The organism is Streptomyces pseudogriseolus (genome assembly GCA_002154585.1).
In the GTDB taxonomy this organism is placed as follows: domain Bacteria; phylum Actinomycetota; class Actinomycetes; order Streptomycetales; family Streptomycetaceae; genus Streptomyces; species Streptomyces pseudogriseolus.
In genome coordinates this window covers 1-217 of the sequence record MUNG01000762.1, presented here as the reverse complement: position 1 = coordinate 217, position 217 = coordinate 1, and the positions used below count along the sequence as shown (strand labels likewise).

General features: G+C 77.4%; 1 pseudogene. It reads right to left on the bottom strand.

The window, feature by feature from the left end:
- Window positions 1–217, bottom strand: a pseudogene (locus tag CCN29_RS36815) (hypothetical protein); the annotation flags it as partial.

The following is a 217-nucleotide window of genomic DNA, read 5'->3' as shown; positions in this document are numbered from 1 at the left end:
GCGCCGGCGCCCCGGTCAGCGACGCCCACGTCAGCAGCACCCGCGCCGGCGTCCCCACGATCACCCAGCCGCGCACCGGACCGCCCTCCATGCGCAGCTCGCCCGTGCCCAGCCGGTCGTGCCCGGAACCGGCGCCCTCCGCGCCCTCCCGCAGCGTCACCGTGCCGTCCCACGGGTTGTCCACGAACACCAGATGCGTGCCCGCGTCGGCCACCAC